Origin of the sequence: Pseudoalteromonas sp. SWYJZ98 (genome assembly GCF_015864495.1) — a bacterium.
Lineage (GTDB): Bacteria > Pseudomonadota > Gammaproteobacteria > Enterobacterales > Alteromonadaceae > Pseudoalteromonas > Pseudoalteromonas distincta.
Window position 1 is genome coordinate 92,733 of record NZ_JADYXA010000006.1, and the last position, 21,239, is coordinate 113,971.

At 39.6% G+C, this 21,239-nt stretch carries 14 protein-coding genes and 1 pseudogene; 14 read left to right on the plus strand and 1 reads right to left on the minus strand.

Annotated elements, in window-relative coordinates:
- Positions 1-277 precede the first annotated feature (277 nt).
- The 3 genes from I6F10_RS06745 (at position 278) to I6F10_RS06755 (ending at position 5,201) form a co-directional block, all read left to right on the plus strand.
- The gene (locus tag I6F10_RS06745; RefSeq protein ID WP_331461824.1) at positions 278-904 is read left to right on the plus strand and encodes a GGDEF domain-containing protein; all 627 of its coding nucleotides are present in this window, start codon (positions 278-280) and stop codon (positions 902-904) included.
- A 163-nt stretch (positions 905-1,067) separates the two neighbouring features.
- Complete coding sequence (locus I6F10_RS06750) at positions 1,068-2,429, plus strand: hypothetical protein (RefSeq protein ID WP_197098662.1); 1,362 nt, start codon at positions 1,068-1,070, stop codon at positions 2,427-2,429.
- A 126-nt stretch (positions 2,430-2,555) separates the two neighbouring features.
- A complete protein-coding gene (locus tag I6F10_RS06755) occupies positions 2,556-5,201 on the plus strand; it encodes a DUF2339 domain-containing protein (protein ID WP_197098663.1) in 2,646 nt (881 codons plus the stop codon).
- A gap of 132 nt (positions 5,202-5,333) precedes the next feature.
- On the opposite strand, the gene I6F10_RS06760 is transcribed toward I6F10_RS06755, so the two are convergent.
- Entirely contained in the window at positions 5,334-8,774 is a 3,441-nt protein-coding gene (locus tag I6F10_RS06760) for a PAS domain-containing hybrid sensor histidine kinase/response regulator (RefSeq protein ID WP_197098664.1), read from the minus strand.
- A 414-nt stretch (positions 8,775-9,188) separates the two neighbouring features.
- Between I6F10_RS06760 and I6F10_RS06765 the strand changes: the two genes are divergently transcribed.
- The 11 genes and pseudogenes from I6F10_RS06765 to phoB all read left to right on the plus strand — a co-directional run bounded on the left by I6F10_RS06765 (position 9,189) and on the right by phoB (position 21,217).
- Entirely contained in the window at positions 9,189-9,452 is a 264-nt protein-coding gene (locus I6F10_RS06765) for a DUF4212 domain-containing protein (RefSeq protein ID WP_011327286.1), read from the plus strand.
- A gap of 10 nt (positions 9,453-9,462) precedes the next feature.
- Positions 9,463-11,187, plus strand: a complete 1,725-nt coding sequence (locus I6F10_RS06770) for a sodium:solute symporter family protein (RefSeq protein WP_165744931.1) — start codon at positions 9,463-9,465, stop codon at positions 11,185-11,187.
- Positions 11,188-11,311: 124 nt separating this feature from the next.
- Positions 11,312-13,150 carry a DUF294 nucleotidyltransferase-like domain-containing protein gene (locus tag I6F10_RS06775; protein WP_165744930.1) on the plus strand — a complete coding sequence of 613 codons (1,839 nt, stop codon included), beginning with the start codon at positions 11,312-11,314 and terminating at the stop codon, positions 13,148-13,150.
- A 15-nt stretch (positions 13,151-13,165) separates the two neighbouring features.
- The gene (locus tag I6F10_RS06780; protein WP_165744929.1) at positions 13,166-13,789 is read left to right on the plus strand and encodes a 3'-5' exonuclease; all 624 of its coding nucleotides are present in this window, start codon (positions 13,166-13,168) and stop codon (positions 13,787-13,789) included.
- A 58-nt stretch (positions 13,790-13,847) separates the two neighbouring features.
- Positions 13,848-14,525, plus strand: a complete 678-nt coding sequence (locus tag I6F10_RS06785; RefSeq protein WP_197098665.1) for a hypothetical protein — start codon at positions 13,848-13,850, stop codon at positions 14,523-14,525.
- 90 nt (positions 14,526-14,615) lie between these two features.
- Positions 14,616-15,365: an SIMPL domain-containing protein gene (locus I6F10_RS06790; RefSeq protein ID WP_165744076.1), complete on the plus strand. Its 750-nt coding sequence runs from the start codon at positions 14,616-14,618 to the stop codon at positions 15,363-15,365.
- Between the two features lie 74 nt (positions 15,366-15,439).
- Positions 15,440-16,101, plus strand: a pseudogene (locus I6F10_RS06795) (peroxiredoxin-like family protein).
- A gap of 178 nt (positions 16,102-16,279) precedes the next feature.
- Positions 16,280-17,296, plus strand: a complete 1,017-nt coding sequence (epd, locus tag I6F10_RS06800; RefSeq protein ID WP_007587176.1) for an erythrose-4-phosphate dehydrogenase — start codon at positions 16,280-16,282, stop codon at positions 17,294-17,296.
- A gap of 64 nt (positions 17,297-17,360) precedes the next feature.
- The gene (locus I6F10_RS06805) at positions 17,361-18,536 is read left to right on the plus strand and encodes a phosphoglycerate kinase (RefSeq protein ID WP_165744074.1); all 1,176 of its coding nucleotides are present in this window, start codon (positions 17,361-17,363) and stop codon (positions 18,534-18,536) included.
- 201 nt (positions 18,537-18,737) lie between these two features.
- Positions 18,738-19,802 carry a class II fructose-bisphosphate aldolase gene (fba, locus tag I6F10_RS06810; protein WP_002961523.1) on the plus strand — a complete coding sequence of 355 codons (1,065 nt, stop codon included), beginning with the start codon at positions 18,738-18,740 and terminating at the stop codon, positions 19,800-19,802.
- Between the two features lie 725 nt (positions 19,803-20,527).
- Entirely contained in the window at positions 20,528-21,217 is a 690-nt protein-coding gene (gene phoB, locus I6F10_RS06815; protein ID WP_006791869.1) for a phosphate regulon transcriptional regulator PhoB, read from the plus strand.
- Positions 21,218-21,239 lie beyond the last annotated feature (22 nt).

Here is a 21,239-nt window from a genome sequence, read left to right on the forward strand (position 1 = left end):
TGATTGAAACTGTAAAACTCACTATCAGGCTTTCTAATTTTTTTAAAATGAGCTGGAAAAATAAAACTGTAAGCCTATTTTTATTAGCTTATATTGTTATTTTTTCAGCCTACTCCCTAACTAACTTTCCTCCCTTACAAGTTCAAAATAATGTTTACGGTTTTACAACTGATTTTATTAATTTAATTGTTCTTATTTTTTATTTTGGATGGTTCAGTGCTCCAAACTTTCAAAGCTTGCATATACATTTTCGACTCTCGGATTAATGCTCTGGTCCATGGGTAATACAGCTGATTTAATCGATGAGATAGTGATACAGCCTTACTGGGTAAGTATTTATTTTGAAGATTTATGCAGAACCAGCGGCATGCTTTTAACTTCCTATGGTTTATTTAAAACGATGCGCTTTGTACAAAGTATTAATAATCGATTAGCGCGTGAGCTAATTATTGATGATTTAACCAAGGTACATAACAGACGTTATTTTTATCAGCACGCTAAAGATGCTCAGCACTCACCTTACGTTATTTTAATTGTAGATATAGACCACTTTAAAGCAATTAATGATGAATTTGGTCATGATGTTGGTGATGTAGTGCTTAAAGAACTAGCAACTAAATACGACAATGCTTTTACGCACCAAAACAAATTTGCTCGCCTCGGTGATGAAGAATTTGGTGGCTACTTGCCTACAAATAATATGACGCAAGCGTGTGATTTTTCGCAGCAATTAATTGATCTTGCGCACACCATAAATATTCAAAACTCTCGTCACCTAACAGTAAGTATAGGTGTTGCAATGCAAACGCCTAATGAGCCTTTAGATAAAGTAATGAAGCGCGCTGATCAAGCTTTATATTTAGCTAAGAAGAGTGGCCGAGATCGTTTTGAAATTGCCCCGTAAGCGTTTTAATTATATAAAAACACGTCCTTATTGTTTGCACATTTACAACACTTTTTAACGTTTTCGTAAGGAAATGTCAGTGAGGGTAATGCTTTGTAAATCATGAAATTAAAATAGAATGTTTGGGTCATAATGGGGATATTAATAATAAGGAATAACCTTAATGACCAACTCCCTTTTAAAAGCTGCATTACCCTTAAGTCTAATTACTATTTTGTCGGGCTGTGGCTCTGACGATAGCTCAAGCTCTACAGGTTACATCCAATTGTATAACGGCTCTTACAATAGCCCATACACACGTTTGTTTGTTGAAGAAACAGAGCGCTCAGGCGCTGATTTTGCTGATGTAACTACTCGCCATAACTACAGCACAGACACTTATGATGTAAGTTTTGAGTATCTAGATGCTAACGACAGCTATATAACAATTAGCGATCAAGAAATTTCTATTAAGGGTGACAAAACACAGTTAGTAGTAATGAGTGGTAACTTTGATGAGCCTACATTTACAGAGCTTAGCGTACCTATCTCAAGCGATACGGGTGAGTTTAACTTAGGGTTTTACAATATTGCAGGTGAGGATACTAGCTACGATATTTACTTAGCAACTGATGATGGCGTATTTGAAAGCGCGACACTTTTTTCATCGGCTCAATATTTAAGTGAGTTAGATCTGCAAAGCGTTGATGAAGGTTATTACACTATTTACATAACAGAAGCGGGCAGCAGTGATGTTGTGTACGAGTCTTCATCTGTTTATTTATACGATGAAGCAAGTTATGTAGCAATGATCCGCCCAAGTTATGCAACAGAAGAAGGTGGTATTACGCTTGATGTAGTAACCGATAATAACTACGTTACTGAGCTTAAACACCAATCTGCTCTGGGGCAATTACGTTTTATAAATACCGTTGATGACTACTCGCCAGTAAGCTTTTCTGCTACACGCGGTACAACTGTAAACACAACAAATACAGTCGCTAGTGACTCTTATACCGATTATGTTGAACTTTCGCCTAATAGTTACAGCGTAGCGATGTACGACGAAGAAGGTACAAAACTAGCTGATAACTTTTTAATGACGCTAGAGCGCGAGCAAAGTGCGGTGGGTATTTTCTATAACGACGTTGATAACGGTTTACGTATGATGAGCGTTGAAGAAAATCTAACACCAAGCAGTTACAGCCATACGGTATCGGTTGTAAACCTAATTGAAAGCTACGCAGGGCAGTCGGTTTCAGATGTTGATGTATACTTTACACTTAACGGCGAAACGGTAGACGACACTAGTAACGTAGTCGATGGCCTAGATAAGTATGACCAAGAAGAGCAGGTTGTAGATAACGAAATTTACACGGTTTATGTTGTTTACGAAGACAACGGCCAGCAAATTGTGCTTATTCAACAAAGCGATATGGACTTTACACAAGAGGGTAACTACATATTGATTTTAGAGCATGATGAAACAACAAGCTCAGGTTATAAGATGACCCTAGAGCGCACTATTACCGATAGTGTTGAATAAACCTAAACATATAAAGTAGCATAAAGCCTAAGCACTTTAAGTGCTTAGGCTTTTTTATTGAACAAAATTTACCTACTCATTAATAATTAGGTACACTCAGGGCATAATAATTAATAAGAGTGTGCCATGGATGATTTAGTTGGGTTAGCCGTCATAGTAATACTGGTTGTAGTTGCCGGTGCTATTTGCGGCTTAATAGCGCTAGTGCAGTTAAATGGATTAAAACAAGAAGTTGCTGTTTTAAGGGCCAAAATAACACATCTACAAACACATAAATCGATATCGCAAAGTGAACCTCAAAGTGAAGCATCTACGGCTCAGGCAGCGCTTTCAAGATCAGAGCCAATTGCTCATAAAGCACAGCCAAGCTTAACGTCCCAAAACGCGTCGCCACCTGTAATAAATCAGCTATCAGCGCCTCCTAAAAAAGCCAAACCAGCTGAAGCATCAGCCATAGAATTACTATTTAATAAATTGCGCGCAGGGTTTGAAGAGAACTGGATGACCTGGATAGGCGCAATAGCGCTTGCGTTTGGGGGCATCTTTTTAGCTAAATACAGCCTAGAAGCGGGATTATTATCGCCTGTAATGAGGTTGAGTTTAGGCGGCTTATTTGGGCTTGGCCTAATTGCAGCCGCAGCTTATTTACACCATAAACGCATTGTATTTGAAGGCTTTAATAATTACATACCCGCAGCGCTTGCAAGCGGCGGGTTTATTACCTGTTTTGCTTTAACGCTTTTAGCTTACAGCAGTTACGACATGCTGAGCCCTACCGTGGCATTTTTTGCGTTAGCTATTATAGCAATTAGCGCAAGTGCTATGGCGCTTAGGTTAGGCCCATTATTGGCTGTATTGGGTATTATTAGCGCTTATAGCGTACCAATATGGGTTAATACAGGCAGCGGTAACTTGTTTACGTTATTTATGTATGTTGGTTTTGTAAGTTTGTCGGCTGCGTTAGTTGCACATAAAGTGCAGCGAGCTTGGTTGTGGTATTTATTATGGGCAGGGCACATTTGCTGGTATTTAGTTGGTTTTACGCTACTTAAAGTTAATACCGTTTGGTTAATGGGGGCATTTGCTTTACTTAGTATTGTAGGGTTAATTGCTATACCGCGCTTAGGTCTAAAACTGAATGTTATTGAACATCGCCCGCACAGTTTAAAACGCTTAATTAAAGTGCTTCCAGATCATGCATTACTACTCGCTTTTATAGCGCCCTTAATATTTACTATGTTGATCAGTCACTTTGATATGCAGTGGCAAGCAATCGGCGTGTTAAGTATTGTATTGGTGTTGTTTTTAGTCCTTAAAAATAGCCGTTGGGATATTTGGCAGGGCGTAGCGTTAGTTATTTCAACGCTATTAGTATTAGGCGCTCAGCGCACGCATCTTTCGCCAAACCTATTTGATGACGCACTCTTTATATTCAAAAATGAATACGGTTTGGGTTTATTACTCGGATTGTTACTTACCGCTTTTGGGCTCTATTACGGTAAAAAACAGATTAAGCGTTTAGCGTTTCATATTACGGGGGCATTTAGTGCATTTGTAATGATAGCGACTTTATATACGCATATTCCTAATTCTGCGTTAAGTACTGCATATCCACTTTGGGCCGTTGCATTGTTTGTAGTGGCGGCTATTTTAATAAAGTGTGCGCAACATAATACAACGCTTTTTCAGCGTTTTACTTATTGGGTAGGGGCTAATGCCAATATTACGTTAGCAATTACCATGCTACTAAGTGACAGCGGCCTAACCATTGCACTTGCTGTACAAGTATTACTTATAAGCGTACTTATTAAACGCTATAACGTGCCTATGCCGTATTGGCCTATAAAAGCCTTGGTTGCTGCGTTATTACTGCGCTTAACGCTCGCACCTTGGACACCAAGTTACGATGCACTTACGGTATTTGGCTTACATTGGAGTATTGTGGTTTATCCGTTATGTATTTCGTTATTTTTTGCCGCAGCTAAGTGCTTTGACTCATCAAAACTTAAAATATGGCTCGAAGGTGCAGCCCTTCATTGTTTAGCGCTTTTTATTACTACCGAAACAAGTTATCAGTTAGTAGGGCATTATCCGCAATTTGATTCACTTAACTTTTACGAACAAATACTCCTTACCTGTAACTGGCTGGCATTAGGGGGTGTGTATTTACACAGAGCAAAACTTGCCGGTACTTTAGCTAAGTTATATAAAGTGGCGGGTTTTGCACTTGCGGGGTTAGCAGGGCTTTTTGCTATTAAAACACTGCTTGACGATAACCCATTATTTGAATCACTTTACATAGGTGAGCTGCCAATATTTAACTGGTTATTACTATTGTGGTTAGTACCTGCAGGATTAACGCTTTGGCTGGCCAAGCTTGTAAAACCAATAAATGCTAAAGCTACGCCATTTATATTGGCCGTTGCAGGTGGCTTTATATTATTGGCAATAAACAGCTTTATTCGTCAATACTGGCAAGGTCCTTACATTTACTTATCAAAAGGCGCAAGCAATGCAGAGCTCTATAGCTACTCTGTTATTTGGTTAGTATTGGGGGCGGGTACTGTTATTTTTGGGCATTTAAAAAATCAATTATTAATACAAAAAGTAGGCCTGGGCATACTCGCTGCCGTTATTGTTAAAGTGTTTTTAATTGATATGGCTAACTTGGAGGGCTTACTTAAAGCGCTTTCGTTTATTGGATTAGGGCTTTCATTGGTGGGGTTAAGTTGGTTGTTCCAAAAGCTTAGAAGCCGAGTAAATCCAGTTTAATTTTATGAACACTTTATAAAGCAAAGCCCAGTGAAGATACTGGGCTTTTTGTTTTACGCTATTACTTGATAGCTTTTAACTAGAACACTTTTAACTAGAATACTTTTAACTAGATCACTTTTTACTAGCTTATTATGTACTGTGATTAAGCAGTGCCTTTAGTTTGCCCGGTTTAATTGGCTTACTTAAATAATGAATATTAGCGGCTTTGGTTTCCTGTTTAAGCTCGGTGTCGCGCACGGCGGTAATTAAAATAGCAGGGACTTGGCTTTGCCAAATTTCGCGCAGGGTTTTAATTAGCGTTATGCCATCGCAGTCATTGCCTAATTGGTAGTCCATTAAAATAACATCGGGTGCACCGTTTTGCTTAGCATGCGCCAGTACATTATCTATGTTATCAAAAAGGGTGTAATTAGCCTGCCACTTTTTAAGTAAGCTTGCCATTGCTGCTAAATTTTCAGGGTCGTCGTCTACGGCAACAATATTAATTGCGGCACGGTTTTCTATTAAGCTGTTTGTAGTACTTTTTTGTTGTACAAACTGCTCGTCACCATAAGGTACCTCAATGCTAAAACGGCTACCTTTATTTGGCTCAGAATGCACATCAAGCGGCAAACTTAATAAGTCAGCCATACGTTTTACAACACCTAAGCCTAAGCCTACGCCTTTGTTATCGCCCGACTCAACACGGTAAAAGTCGTTAAATATTTTAGCTTGCTCTACTTCGCTAATACCTGGGCCTGTATCCCATACTTCTATTCGTAAATTGTGCTTCCGGTTCCTACAGGCTATTAATACACGGCCATTATCGGTGTATTTAACTGCATTAGAGACCAAGTTTTGAATAATTCGGCGCAAATAGGTTATATCGCTGTGCACAATTTGTTGGTTTGAACGCACACTAAGTTTAAGGCCTTTATCACTTGATAAAATAGCGTATTCACTTTGCAATGGCGCTAAAATATCTTCAATATAAAAGTGGCGAGGGGTAGGGGTCATAGCGCCTTGCTCAAGCTTAGCTATTTCAAGCAATGCCGACATTAAATGCACGGTTGAATCGAGACTGTCGCCTAGTTTTTCAAAGCTGTTTTGGTTAGTGCTATCGAGCTGTTTTTCGTCAATAGCGGCAAGGTATAAACGTGCTGCATTTAACGGCTGTAAAATGTCGTGGCTCGCCAGTGCTAAAAAGCGCGTTTTACTGTCGTTGGCTTGCTCTGCTTCTCGTTTAGCTAAAGTAAGTGCTTGCTCAGTTTGTACACGGCTATCTATTTGAGCTTGTAAGTCTTTATTGATAGTTTGCACTTCTTGAGTACGTGCTTCTATGCGGTTTTCAAGATCCATGTTTACTTCTTCAAGCGCATTTTGCGTACTTATGTGGTTTGTAATATCTGAAAAGCTGGTAACAAATCCGCCATCGGGCAGCGGATTACCAATCATTTCGTATACTTGGCCATTACGACGGTGGCGAATAAAATGATGCGAGCTGCCATATTTTAAATGCTGTACACGTTTTTCTACTTGGCGTTCTATTTCACCGGGGCCACATTCACCACGGTTAGCGTTGTATCTAATAATGTCTTCTATAGGTTGGCCTACTTCTAAAAAGCCTTCAGGGTAGCCAAACATTTCATTGTAGCGTTTGTTCCATGCAACGAGTTTTAAATCTTTATCAACAACTGAAATACCGTGGCTTAAATTTTCGAGTGAGGTAAATAACAGATTTTGATTAAATTGCAACGCTTGTGTGGTTTCGTCAAAAAAGTTTACTACTTCCTCAAACGCCATACGTTTACCTGACGATACCGTATGTATTAACGCTTGTGCCGACGATGCACCAAGCACGCCCGTTAATGCGCGTTCGCAGTAAGCTATAAATTCAGGCTCTGGGTGTGCGTTGTTATCGCTTAAATGATGGGCGAGTGCGTAATGGGCCAATACTTGTTGGCTGCGCTGAATACCTAGAAATGTTTGCAGTAGTATTTTAAAGTCGTAAACGGTGGCTTTTACGTCTTTATTTAAGCGCCTGGATAAAATAGCCTGATCTTTAGGGTTAACAAAAGCAGCGGCCTGAATTTTATCAATTAAGCGCTCCTCAGCCCCAAGTGAAAAACTAATATAACAACCAATATTGGCAAACAAAGCTATCAAGGTTCCACGCGTTATAAGCGTTTGTTGCAGCTCGCTATCAAGGGTTGTGCCGGCATCGAGTATTGGCAGCATTAAAAATAGTATCCAGCAAATAAAGCCTGCTACTAAACCTGCATACACCCCATAAGCATGACCTTTTCGCCAATATAAACCACCCACAATAGAGGGCAGCAATTGGGTAACAAGTGAAAACGCCACCAAGCCCATACTGGCCAGTGCGCTACTATGGCCAAACCATTGCTGATAGAAATAGGCCAAAATTAATATGCCTGCAATAGCAAAGCGCCTTACAAGTAATATGCGAGACTTATAACTGCTGGTAATTAAGTTACGTTTAAACTTTCTACGCAGCATTAACGGCAGTACCACATCGTTTGAGATCATCGTGCTTAATGTAAGCGTTGCTACCACTATCATTGCGGTGGCGGCCGATAGTCCACCTATAAATACAAAGGTGATTAAAAAGGCGTTGTCGTTAATTAGCGGTAGGGCAAGTACAAAGCTGTCGGGTGAATAGCCGCTGCCAATTTCAGGATGAATGGCCGCAGTCGCAATAGGTAAAATCATTGCGGCTGTTAGTAGTAAATACAGCGGAAAAGCCCAGCGAGCGGTAAGTAAGTGGCGTTTGTTTTGGTTGTCGACCACGGTTACATGAAACTGGCGAGGCAAACATATAATAGCCGCTGCAGCCATTAAAGACTGGCCAATAAAGTTAAAGCTAAAAAAGTTAAAATCGCTCCAGTGACCCCAAATAGACTCAGTTACTTTGTTCGTGGTGGCTTCGGGTAAATTAAAAAGTGTAAATACTGCAAGCCCCGCAACGGCAATAAGAGCAATAAGTTTAATCATAGATTCAAATGCAACAGCGAGCATTAAGCCAGAGCGATATTCAGTTACATCAACTTTGCGAGTACCAAAAAATATAGCAAATAAAGCCATAATTAGTGTGGCAGAAAGCGCGAGCATATCGCCGGATATTTTATTACTGTTTTGCAAAAGTAAAAAGCTTGTACTAAGCGCTTTTAATTGCAGTGCAATGTAGGGAATGGTTGCCAGTAATGCGATTACAGTAACCATTATTGCTGTAGTTTGACGTTTGCCGTAACGAGCTGAAATAAAGTCAGCAATAGTCGTTATATTTTGTTTTTTACTTACCAGTACCAGCTTACGTAAAAATCCTTGGCCGAATAAAAACAGCAACGCAGGGCCTAATAATATTGGCAAGTAACTCCAACTGCTGGTGGCGGCTGTTCCAACCGAACCGTAATAAGTCCAAGAGGTACAGTAAATCCCGAGTGAGAGTGAATACACAAATGGGTGATGGCTAATACGCTTTGCTAAAGGGGTTGTTTTATCGCCCCAATTGGCAAGCCAAAACAGCACACCTATATAACTTAAAGCAACAATAATGAGTACGGCAGTCATGTTGTTATTAAACCTTATTATTTTAAATAGTCCCTCATCCCTATGAGGGATTAACACAATACCAGAACTGAGGTTAAGTGTGAGGGTTGAATTTAAAATAAAACTTTTATTTTATTTATATCTTATTGAATATTAACAGTAAAAATAAAACACCCTTGAGCATTAGACTAATGTCGCATTAATGACCAACTTATCAATTTAATCATAAAGCCAGCTTACAAAAACAGCCTAAGCAATTGAAATAATATAAAAATATATAAAACACGCTTGAATGATAAATGCAGTTTACGTAAACGTTAACAAGCTGTTACGACTATGGTCTCAATTCAATATGTAACCAGCGTTGCTAAATTGGTAAGCGAAGATAAAAAACCACTCATCGCGATATTGCGGTGCTTAAAGGGGAAAACAAAAATGGCTTTTAAAGATGAAGAACAAGCAAAAGCTTATTGGGCAGAAAACATTTCGCTGTTATTTAAACTGTTAGCAGTGTGGTTTGTCGTGTCTTTTGGTTTTGGCATATTACTGGTTGATGTACTTAATGAAGTACGTTTTTTTGGGTTTAAACTTGGCTTCTGGTTCTCCCAGCAAGGTTCAATTTATACCTTTGTGGCTTTGATTTTTGTGTACGTAGTCAAAATGAATACGTTAGATAAAAAATATGGCGTAGACGAATAGGAGCTAAGCAATGGATGTTCAAACACTCACGTTTTTAATTGTTGGTTTAAGCTTCGCGCTTTATATCGGCATTGCAATTTGGGCCCGAGCGGGTTCAACTAAAGAGTTTTATGTAGCGGGTGGCGGCGTACCTCCCTTAGCTAATGGTATGGCAACCGCTGCCGATTGGATGAGCGCGGCGTCGTTTATTTCAATGGCGGGTATTATTTCGTTTGCGGGTTACGACGGCGGCGTTTACTTAATGGGGTGGACAGGTGGTTATGTATTACTTGCCATGTGTTTAGCGCCTTACTTACGTAAATTCGGCAAGTTTACTGTGCCAGACTTTATTGGCGACCGTTACTACTCACGTACCGCGCGTTTAGTTGCTATTTTTTGTGCCATATTCATTTGTTTTACCTACATTGCAGGGCAAATGCGTGGCGTAGGCGTGGTTTTTTCTCGCTTTTTAGAAGTAGAAATTGAAACCGGTGTATACATAGGTATGGTTATTGTATTCTTTTATGCTGTTTTAGGTGGTATGAAAGGCATTACATATACGCAAGTTGCACAGTATTGTGTGCTGGTATTTGCTTACTTAGTACCGGCTATTTTTATCTCTATGATGATGACAGGTCACTTTTTGCCACAAACTGGTTTTGGTGCCACATTAATTGGCGGAGAAGGTGCTTATGTACTTGATAAGCTAGATGGCATAAGTTCGCAATTGGGCTTTTCTCAGTATACCGAAGGCTCTAAGAGTATGATTGATGTATTTGCTATTACCGGTGCATTAATGGTGGGTACTGCAGGTTTACCACATGTAATTGTTCGCTTTTTCACTGTACCTCGCGTTAAAGATACGCGTATATCAGCGGCATGGACCTTAGTGTTTATTGCTATTGTTTATACTACAGCACCAGCAGTTGCTGCATTTGCTCGCGTAAACATGGTTGATACTATTAACGGTAAAGATGGTAGCGGTACAGAGTATGCACAAGCACCAACGTGGATCAAAAACTGGGAACGTACCGGCTTAATTACTTTTAATGATAAAAATGGTGATGGCAGAATGTTTTACACGGCGGGTAAAATCACCGATCCGAACAGTGCTAACGAAGTAAATGTAGACCGCGACATTATGGTATTAGCAAATCCAGAAATTGCTAATTTACCAGCATGGGTAATTGCACTAGTAGCTGCAGGTGGTATTGCCGCTGCACTGTCTACAACAGCAGGTTTACTACTGGTTATTTCGACCTCCGTTTCGCACGATTTACTCAAGCGAACCCTCAAGCCCGATATTACCGACAAGCAAGAGTTACTTGCAGCGAGGTTGGCAGCCATGGTCGCTATTGTTATCTCCGCGTACTTTGGTATTAACCCGCCTGGATTTGTGGCATCGGTAGTGGCATTTGCATTCGGCTTGGCGGCAGCGAGTTTCTTCCCAGCAATTATTATGGGTATATTCTCTAAAACAATGAACCGAGAGGGCGCAATTGCAGGCATGGTAACGGGTATTGGCTTTACCGCTGCGTATATTATCTTCTTCAAGTTTGTTAGCCCTGAGCTTAACAATCCTGAAAACTGGTTTTTAGGTATTTCGCCTGAAGGTATTGGCTTAGTGGGTATGGTTATTAACTTTGCAGTTGCTGCAATTGTTCTTAAGTTTACCCAAGCGACACCACCAGAAATTCAACAAATGGTAGAAGGTATTCGTAACCCTAAAGGATCTGCAGCAGCGCACGATCACTAGGCAATAATTTATAGGCCAAGTTTAAAATTATAAAGCACCAAAAGCCCGACTTTAGTCGGGCTTTTTATTTGTTTAATAAGTAAGTACATTAGATTGGTACATCACCATTCAAAGAGCGAATACAATGAGTGTAGAACAACAAGAAATAGCCCAGTATGTATGTTTGCAAGCGCCTTTTAGCCTCCTTAATAGCAGTGCATGCGAGTACTTTGTAAATCACCTCGATGTTATTTACCTTACACGTGAAAACCAAACTCAGTGGTTACAAAGTGAAAACCCTAAACTATTTTTAATTCGCTCTGGTTTGTACGACCTAGTTGATGGCAAGGGCGATGTTGTTACGCGCTTAGCGCAAGGTGACTATTTTGGTTTTCCGTCGCTATTAACCGGTGAGGCAATTCAAAATAGGTTAGAAGTACAAAAAGAGGGCATAGTGTATATGCTCTCTCAAACGCATTTTGATTTTTTACGCAGAGAATATAAATCGTTTGAGCAATACTTTGTACGCGCTCACGCTAACCGGTTATTGTCATCGCATTATAAAAGTAAAAACGATAGTTGGTCTGAACGTAAAATATCAGAGCTGATGACCCGCACAGCAATTACACTTTCGCCCGATGCAAGTATTAGGCAAAGCGCTAAAAAAATGAAAGAGCATGGTGTGTCGTCAATAATGATAACGCAGCACGCGCACTTAGTAGGGGTTGTGACTGACCGTGATTTACGCAACCGAGTACTTGCCGACGAGGTAGATCCACAAGACGCAGTAAGCAGTATTATGACCGCCAAACCTAAGTTTATATTTGAAAATAACCGGGTGTTTTCGGCGCTGCACTTAATGCTTAAATACAATATTCACCATTTGCCTGTGCTTGACGAAAACCATAACCCGATAGGGATGATAACCAGCACCGACTTACTGCGCCAACAAAAAAGTGACCCCGTACAGCTTATTGGGCGCATATATAAAGCGCATACTGTTACTGACTTAAAACGCTACGCTAAAGAAATTCCCGAACTTTTGCGTAGTTTTTCGTACAACATTGACGACATATCGTTAATTGGTAAATTACTCAGTGGTTTAACCGATGCGCTTACATCGCGCCTGATTCACTTATTTCAAGAAGAGCATGGCGCAGCGCCAACCAGCTTTAGTTTTATTTGCTTTGGCTCGCAAGCACGCGAAGAACAAACCCTGCATTCAGATCAAGACAACGGCTTATTACTCCCTAACGACTTAACCCCCGAGCAACACGCTTACTTTAAAAGTATGGGGGAGTTTGTATGTGAAAATTTAGTTGAGTGTGGCATTAGGCGTTGCCCAGGTAATATTATGGCAAGCAGTGATGAGTGCCGTATGAGCGTAAACGACTGGAGCGAGCGCTTTTTTAAATGGATAAAAAGCCCCACACCCAATGCAATGCTTAACTGTAAGATATTTTTTGACCTGCGATTTATTGAAGGTTCAAACGCTTTATACACGGCTTTTTGCGAGCAACTAATTCGTATATCGCGTAACGACTTATTCTATGCCGCAATGGCAACCGACATAAGTAGCAACAGCGTGCCAATTGGTTTATTTAATAAATTTAAAACCGAAAAAACAGATCAAAATAATAAATACATAGATTTAAAAAAACGCGGTGTCGTAATTATAAATGACATAGTGCGGTTATACGCTTTAAAAGCGGGTATTAGGCGCGCCAACACACAAGAGCGGTTGGATGCACTACTAAAACATAAACTGATCAGCAAAGAAGATATATACAACCTAAAAGACTGCTGGCGGTTCTTAACGCAGTTGCGCTTGAGTACACAAATAAACGAAGAGGGCTTACCGAGTAATTGTATTAATCCTAATAAATTAAACTCACTAGAGCGCCATCAGCTAAGAGAAGCGTTTTACCTTGTTAAACAAGCGCAGCAAGCCGCCGCGTTTAAGTTTGCTCGCGGCAGTTTATAATGATGGATTACTAACATGGTAAAAAAGCTGCTCACTCGGTATTTAAAGCGCCGTAAATTACTAGGTAAAAATGCCTTACAACAACGTTACTTAGTGATTGATTTAGAGCTAACTGGCCTTGATGCAAAACAGCACGAAATTGTATCGGTAGCGTGGGTGATAATAGATAACCAATGTATAAAAATGAGCGAGTCGCAGCACCTTATAAATAAAGACGTAAAAAGCCTTGAGCAAAGTCCTGTTTTTCATGGGATTAGCGATGATGCTATAGCAAAGGGGCTAAGCCTAAACAGTATATTAATGCAATTAAGTAACCATTTTAGCGACTGTATTTTAGTGTTTCATAATGCCATGCTCGACTGGGGCTTTTTAAAAATAGCGCTTAAAAATGCCAATATAACAATACGGCCTAAACTCATAATCGACACACTGCATATTGAGCAAAAGCGCTTACTCCATCATTCAACTGAAATAAAACAAGATGATTTAACCCTTAATGCTTGCCGCACACGTTATGAGTTACCAAGCTATCATTGCCATCACGCACTGACCGATGCACAAGCCACTGCCGAGTTACTGCTAGCCCAGTGTCATCAAATAAGCCGTGGCAAAGAGTTGCAGTTGAGGTCAATAATTTAACAAAACTACAGCATTTACTAATTATTTTGTTAAGATAAGAATTTTAAAAGGATTTATTATGGTAATTGAAGCCGCCAGTAAGTATTACAACCAGTTAAACAATGACCTTAAAGCAGTTAAAAAGTACATTCACAATAATTTTGGTGTGTTTCTTACTATTCTTTACTTACTGGGTAGTTTATCCGGTGTTGTGTATCTTTACGTTTTACTTAATAACTTCTCGGTTGATGTATTCAACTTCATTGAAATAAGTGACTTTTTACTGGCACTGATTTCAAATCCTTTACTTATTACTCTTTATACTGCGATCATCGTTTTAACAGCAATTTATTTAAATTGGCGCTCAGGACATATGCCAGATCCTAGTAAAACAACCGTTTTAAAAAAACTTTATTATGGCTTTGGTTACCCGTTCTATTTATTAAAACCTAGTTACTCAGTCATGTTATTTTTAGGACTTATAATATCTACATACCCTACTATGTTGGCGCATTCACACAGTAAAGATATAATAAATGAAAGAACAATGAATTATCACTTGTCATTAAATTATCCAATTGCTAAGAGTAAAGTAACTCAAATTAAAAATGTTCAAATAGTAGCCTCAACAATGGGGAATTTATTTGTTTATGATAATAAACAAGATAAGTTACTTATTATTTCACAAGAAAATATTTCAGCATTAATACCTAACCCACACAAAGAAAAAACGATTAAGCCAGAGGTAAAAGATTAGCTTTAATTAAACATTTGGCAGAAACACGATTGGCTGTTATTTATTAGTATTTACGCATAGCCCAGCATGGAACTTTTTTAGGGACGTAACATGAAACTCATTACCACTATTTTTCTAACCTTATTTCCTCTTATCTCTTTTGCTAATTTAAGCTTACCTACAAATCGTCATATTGCAGTGCAAGGGACTGCTGAGCTATTAGTTGAGCCTGATATGGCTCAAGTTTCGTTTGAAGTATCGAGCACTAAAGATTCGTTGCTTGAGGCTAAACGAGATCTTGATGCACAAATTAACTTGTTACTAGAAGGAGTCGATAAATATGGCTTTGAGCAAGACGATGTTTTTATCTCTGGTTTAAAAAGCAATGTATACAATATTATTGGTACAGAAACGGGGACTGTTTCAGGCGATAAGTACTTAGCACTAAAAACGGTTAAAGTAACAATAAACGATATTAAAAAAATAGATGGTTTTATTGAATTTGCACAAAGCGTAAAAATAAATAATGTTATAGCAATCGAGAGTGTATCTTCAAAAGCAAAGTTGTTAGAGGCGCAGGCAACAAAAGCTGCAGTAGATGATGCAATAGCTAAAGGGAACCTGCTTGCTAAAGCATTTAGCGCTAAACTTGGGAAAGTTTACAGCATCAGTTCGAATTCAAACCGAACGAATTTCGGTGATAATGAAGGCGATGCAAAGCACTCAGTTTTATCGGGCTATACAAATAATTCATACCCCTTCGAACATAAACGGTATGTAGATAAAACAATAAGTACCAATTCAATAATAAGCATCACCTCATCAATAAACGTGGTGTTTGATTTAGAAATAACTAACTAAAATTTTCATTTCAAATACATTTTCATAATGTAAGCTGGCTTTAAGTTTTTGATTAATTTGAAGGTAGCGATACTATGAGCGATGAAAGCAACACATTAAAAGCACAAACCGAGGCAAAAGTAGCCGCAGGGCGAAAAGGTAATCCTGATTTCATGAAAGGTGTTGATGAAACGATTGCACAAGAAAAGCGTTTCAGCAAGGTGCTAATGCACTTGATTTAAGCCAAAGCGCACCAAGTTTTGAGTTACCAAATCAACATGGTCAATCGGTGCAGTTAACCGAGTTACTTGCACACGGACCTGTGGTTATTACTTTTTATCGTGGAAGTTGGTGTCCGTACTGTAATTTACAACTGAAAGCACTGCAGTCACGTTTACCTGAAATTCATGCTTTAGGTGCGCAGCTGGTAGCTATTAGCCCGCAAGTACCCGATGGCTCAATGAGCGAAAGCGATATAAGTAACATGGATTTTTTAGTGCTGAGTGATCAAAATGCCGATGTAGCAGCAAGCTACGGCGTAGCATGGCAAGTGCCCACATTTTTACTCGAGCATATGCGAGTAGACCGAGGCCTAGATTTAGAGTCGGTTAACAATGGCAATAGTAGTGTTTTACCGATCCCTGCCACCTTTGTTTTAGATAAACAAGGTAAAGTGACTTGGCGTTATGTTGATGTTGATTATCGTACTCGTTCTGAGCCAGAAGATATAATTAACGCTTTGAAAAATTTAGTATAAAAAACTTAATTTTAAAAGTCAGACCCCTTGAAGAGCTTGCAATGCCTAAGCTCTTCAACGTTAATTTAAAGTTTCTAATGCTTCCCTCTTATAATCAGATGCAAGGTCGATTACAATACAGACATCTAAAAGGCGTATTGCCTTTATCTGCACGCTAAAAGAGTGGATTTTATATTTCATGGCAATCAAACTTGCAATTAATGGTTTTGGTCGTATTGGTCGAAATATTGTCCGCGCGTTATACGAGTCTGGTTTGAGCGACGATATAAAAATTGTTGCGATTAACGAACTTGCTGATCCTGAAGCTATTGCTCATTTATTAAAATACGACACATCCCACGGTCGTTTTTCTTTTCCTGTAAAACTTGGTGAAGACACCATTAGTGTTGCAGGCGATACCATTGCACTTTTTTGTGAAGAAAACCCAATTGAATTACCTTGGCAAACGCTCGATGTAGACGTTGTACTTGAATGTACGGGTGTTTACCACTCGCGTGAACATGCGCAGTTACATATTACCGCAGGTGCTAAAAAGGTGTTGTTTTCGCATCCGGCTGATAACGATGTTGATGCAACGATTGTGTATGGCATTAACGACGATGAGCTTAAAAACGAGCACACAATTGTGTCTAACGGCTCGTGCACAACTAACTGTGTTGTGCCAGTTATTAAAGTATTAGATGATGCATTTGGTATTGAGTCGGGCGCTATTACAACTATTCATGCGTCGATGAACGATCAACAAGTGATTGATGGTTATCATCATGATTTACGCCGTACTCGTGCTGCAAGCCAATCAATTATTCCAGTTGATACAAAGCTCGCCCGTGGTATAGACCGTATTTTACCTAAATTTAAAGGCCGTTTTGAAGCCATCGCCGTACGTGTACCTACTATAAATGTAACGGCAATGGATTTAAGTGTAACGGTTAATACCGATGTAGATTTAAATGCAGTAAATAATGCACTTAAAGCACAAGCAAAAGACCGCTTAGAAGGTATTTTAAGTTATACCGAAGAGCCGCTTGTATCGGTTGATTTTAATCACGACCCACATTCTTGTATTATTGATGGCACACAAACACGTGTTAGTCACAAACGACTGATAAAGTTATTAGTATGGTGTGATAACGAATGGGGTTTTGCTAATCGTATGCTCGACACAGCGCGTGCTATGATGGCAGTGAATAAGTAATTTATTAATATAATAATTTTAAACGTATTTTTCAGGTTCAGTATCGTTAACTAAGGAGATGTTCATGTCGGTCATAAAAATGGCAGATTTAGATTTAAACGGCAAACGCGTATTAATTCGTGAAGATTTAAATGTACCAGTTAAAGCAGGTAAAGTGACGTCAGATGCGCGTATTCGTGCAGCACTACCTACTATTAAATTAGCGCTTGAGATGGGTGCTAAAGTAATGGTTATGTCACACCTTGGCCGTCCTACGGAAGGGGAATACGATGAAGCGTTTTCGCTTGCACCTGTAGCTAATTACTTAAACGATGCCCTAGAGCAAACTGTACGTTTAGAAAAAGATTATCTAAACGGTGTTGATATTGCTGATAACGAAGTGGTTGTTTTTGAAAATGTGCGCTTTAACAAAGGCGAGAAGAAAAACGACGAAGCGTTATCTAAGCAACTAGCTGCACTGTGTGATGTATATGTAATGGATGCATTTGGTACGGCTCACCGTGCACAAGCATCTACCCATGGCGTTGGCTTATTTGCCGATGTTGCATGTGCAGGTCCGCTGTTATCGGCTGAGCTCGAAGCGTTAGGCAAAGCACTTGATAATCCAGCTCGTCCATTAGTGGCGATTGTTGGTGGTTCTAAAGTATCTACTAAGCTCACCGTTTTAGATTCACTTTCTAAAATTGTTGACCAATTAGTTACCGGCGGCGGTATTGCTAATACTTTTATTGCTGCATCAGGTAGCCCAGTTGGTAAATCGCTTTACGAACCAGATTTAATGGATGAAGCTAACCGCTTATGTGCAGCAGCGATTGCTAATAATGGTGAAATTCCGGTACCGACTGACGTAGTGGTTGGTAATGAGTTTTCTGAATCTGCTGTAGCTACGCTTAAAGATGTAAGCGAAGTAACAAGCGACGATATGATTTTTGATATTGGTCCTGCTACAGCGAGCAAGCTTGCAAAAATTATTGCAAATGCGGGCACTGTTGTATGGAATGGCCCTGTTGGCGTGTTCGAGTTTGACCAATTTGGTAATGGCACACGTGCTATTGCACAAGCAATTGCTAACTCAAATGCGTTTTCAATCGCCGGTGGTGGTGATACCTTAGCCGCAATTGATAAATACGGCATTGCCGATAAAGTATCTTATATTTCTACTGGTGGTGGTGCGTTCTTAGAGTTTTTAGAAGGCAAAAAACTTCCAGCAGTTGAAATGCTAGAGTCGCGCGCTAAGTAATTTTAGTGGCGTAAGGTGAGGGGGTAATAGCCCTCACCGACAATTAATTACTAAATACCTCTCACCCTAATTTAGTCGTTAATTTAGACGGAATATTACTGCAAAGCAGTGGTTTTTCGTGGCGTTGTTATAACGCCAAACTAACACATCCGTTCAAACTAGATGGTAGGGAACTACTGTCGATAAATTGGAGAATACCCAATGGCTTTAATCAGTATGCGACAACTTTTAGATCATGCAGCAGAGCATGGTTACGGCGTACCTGCTTTTAATGTTAACAATCAAGAGCAAATGCGCGCAATAATGGAAGCGGCTGACAAAACAAACAGCCCAGTAATCGTTCAGGGATCAGCTGGTGCACGTGCTTATGCTGGTGCTCCATTTATTCGTCATATGATTTTAGCAGCCGTTGAAGAATGGCCACATATCCCAGTTGTAATGCATCAAGATCACGGCACATCGCCAGGTGTGTGTCAGCGTTCAATTCAGCTTGGTTTTTCATCAGTAATGATGGATGGCTCGTTAATGAGCGACGGAAAAACCCCTTCAAGCTACGAATACAATGTAGAAGTAACGCGCGAAACTGTTGCGATGGCGCATGCCTGTGGCGTATCGGTTGAAGGCGAGCTAGGTGTACTTGGTTCACTTGAAACAGGTGAAGCTGGCGAAGAAGATGGCGTTGGCGCAGAAGGGTTATTAACAACTGATCAAATGCTAACAGACCCTGAAGAAGCGGCTGATTTTGTAAATAAAACACACGTTGATGCACTTGCAATTGCTTGCGGTACTTCACACGGTGCTTATAAATTTACTCGGCCACCAACAGATGACATTTTAGCGATTGATCGCATTAAAGCGATTCATGCCCGTATTCCTAACACGCACTTAGTGATGCATGGCTCATCTTCAGTTCCTCAAGAATGGTTAGAAATTATTAATCAGTACGGTGGCGAAATTCCAGAAACTTATGGTGTGCCAGTTGAGCAGATTGTTGAAGGCATTAAGTTTGGTGTTCGCAAGGTAAATATTGATACCGATTTACGTTTAGCATCTACCGGTGCAATTCGCCGTCATATGGCGCTTAACCCATCTAACTTTGATCCACGTAAATACCTAGCTGAAGCTACAAAAGCAATGACAGAGATTTGCGTTGCACGCTATAACTCGTTTGGTACTTCTGGTCAGGCTAGTAAAATTAAGCCAATTTCACTTGATGAAATGCACCTTAAATACTTAAGCGGCGAACTAGACCCTAAAATTAGATAATAGATCAATTTATAATTGCTTATTTAAGCCAGTAACTTTGTTGCTGGCTTTTTTAATGTCAGCCCTTTTTATATTACAGATTACGGTTTTTTGATCAGATCACTGCATTACCAACGCGGAATTTTGGGATCACGCATTTACTAACACAGCCTTTTTCGGATCATTACTTTACTAAGCCAAATACACTTTAATGCTATATATGGGTTCTGAGATAATTTGATCGTTATTTATTTGTATAAACAATCAACAACTTATGGCTTTGACTAGGTACAACTCTGATCTGAGGGATGATCGGCTTGGTAAAAATCTGATCCTTTATTTGGAGCTTAGTAAAATTTAGATCTATTTTTGAGCGTATTGTTTGTTACACAGGCGGGTTTGTTGATTTTAAAAGGGCTTTAAAGCTACTTTCAAACGATCGATCTGTAAAAATGTCTTGGTTAGTAAAACAATGATCCCAGCTAGTTTAATATTGTTTAGTGGTTTAAATAGCGATACAAAAAAGATAATTTTAAAAAGTTAGCTATTACATAAATTTATCGTAAATCTCTTTTTATTACGTTAAATATTAAAAAGGTTTTAAAAATATGACGTTAATGAGGTTTTTTGTCACTAATTTGTGTTTTTTTTACCACCATTTTAATTTACACGTTACACTTTCATAAAAATGTCATACTTAGTCATAATAATGAAAACTAATTCGATAGCGTAAGAGATAAATTGGAATGTCACGTAAAGTACTAGTCGTAGATGACGAAGCTCCTATCAGGGAGATGTTGGTTTTTGTTTTAGAGCAAAATGGATTTCAAGCAATTGAAGCAGAAGATTACGACTCTGCTATTGCAGCTATGGTTGAACCTTACCCAGATATGGTTTTACTTGATTGGATGTTACCAGGTGGAAGCGGTATTCAAATTGCTAAAAAGTTTAAGCAAAACGAACACACCCGCCAAATCCCAATTATTATGCTTACAGCTCGCGGCGAAGAAGAAGACAAAGTACGCGGCCTTGAAGTAGGTGCAGATGATTACGTCACCAAGCCGTTTTCTCCTAAAGAGCTTATGGCACGTATTAAAGCGGTTATTCGCCGTGTATCGCCAACCTCATTAGAAGAAGCTATTGAAGTACATGGCCTGCGTTTAGACCCTATTTCTCATCGTGTTACCTCAGAAGGAAACGAGCTTGATATGGGGCCAACCGAATTTAGATTACTGCACTTTTTTATGACTCACCCAGAGCGTGTTTATAGCCGTGAACAACTGCTTGATCATGTGTGGGGAACTAACGTTTACGTAGAAGATCGCACTGTTGATGTTCACATTCGTCGCCTGCGTAAAGCAATTGGCCCACTTGGACATGACCGTTTGGTGCAAACAGTACGTGGCGCTGGGTATCGTTTTTCAAGTAAGCTGTGATCAGCTTAAAGCTTAGCTAATG